The sequence below is a fragment of the Pandoraea morbifera genome, assembly GCF_902459575.1.
Lineage (GTDB): Bacteria > Pseudomonadota > Gammaproteobacteria > Burkholderiales > Burkholderiaceae > Pandoraea > Pandoraea morbifera.
Genome location: NZ_CABPSD010000041.1, coordinates 1 through 753 on the forward strand (window position 1 = coordinate 1; position 753 = coordinate 753).

Below are 753 nucleotides of genomic sequence, written 5' to 3' on the forward strand. Positions count from 1 at the left end.
GATCCTGATCATTACGTTTCGACCGACCTGCTTGCGCAATCGATAGCGGTTCGGCGTGACCCAAACCCTCAGCGGAGCGGTGCGAACGAGCGCTATCGAGTGCTCATCAGCCGGAGCAAGAAGTATGTGTATCCGGAAACGCTTCGCGAGAAGCACCAGGTTAAGACGATCATGACGGCGCGCTATTTGGAGTTTGGCACGGAGCAGCGCGCCCCGACTCCATGGATGGCTCCGGCGTTCTTCGCGGCCCGCGAGCAGGCGTTGAGCACTGTGGTCTATGAACTGAATCAGGGCATCGACCGGGTGATTCGGCGATTGTCGAAGGCCAGTCAAGCATAAGGTGAGCCGACGTGTACCCGAAGGTGTTTAAGGCCTTGTCATCAAGCGCGGCGGTAACTGCTCTTGTTGGATCTTCCCCGGTACGGGCATATCGCCATGGAAGTGCGCCCCAAGGCGTCGCTTCACCATACCTGACTTTCTCATTCGCCGGCGGGGCTCCTGAGAACGCCCTTGAGGGTGCGTGCGCGGACCAGTTTCGCGCACAAGTCGACTGCTGGTCCACGGACGATGCCGAGGTAGAGGCTCTTGCTGCCGCAGTGCGGGCGGCCATAGAGCCGTTCGCATTGTGTGTTGGATACGTGGCCGACGAGAGAGACGCTCAAACCGAGAAGTACCGCATCTCGATGGTTTTTGACTGGTGGCTACCGCGCTGACGGTTGCCTATTTGCTTTGTACTGAACCGCCTTCGGGCGG

The 753-nt window shown here is 59.4% G+C and carries 2 protein-coding genes; both read left to right on the forward strand.

From position 1 onward, the window contains the following. Positions 1–339 (forward strand): HK97-gp10 family putative phage morphogenesis protein (locus PMO31116_RS23865; protein WP_217424781.1); only part of this gene is annotated, 339 nt, incomplete at its 5' end. Positions 340–362: 23 nt separating this feature from the next. After that, the gene (locus PMO31116_RS24510) at positions 363–713 is read left to right on the forward strand and encodes a DUF3168 domain-containing protein (RefSeq protein ID WP_425494828.1); all 351 of its coding nucleotides are present in this window, start codon (positions 363–365) and stop codon (positions 711–713) included. Positions 714–753: the final 40 nt, after the last annotated feature.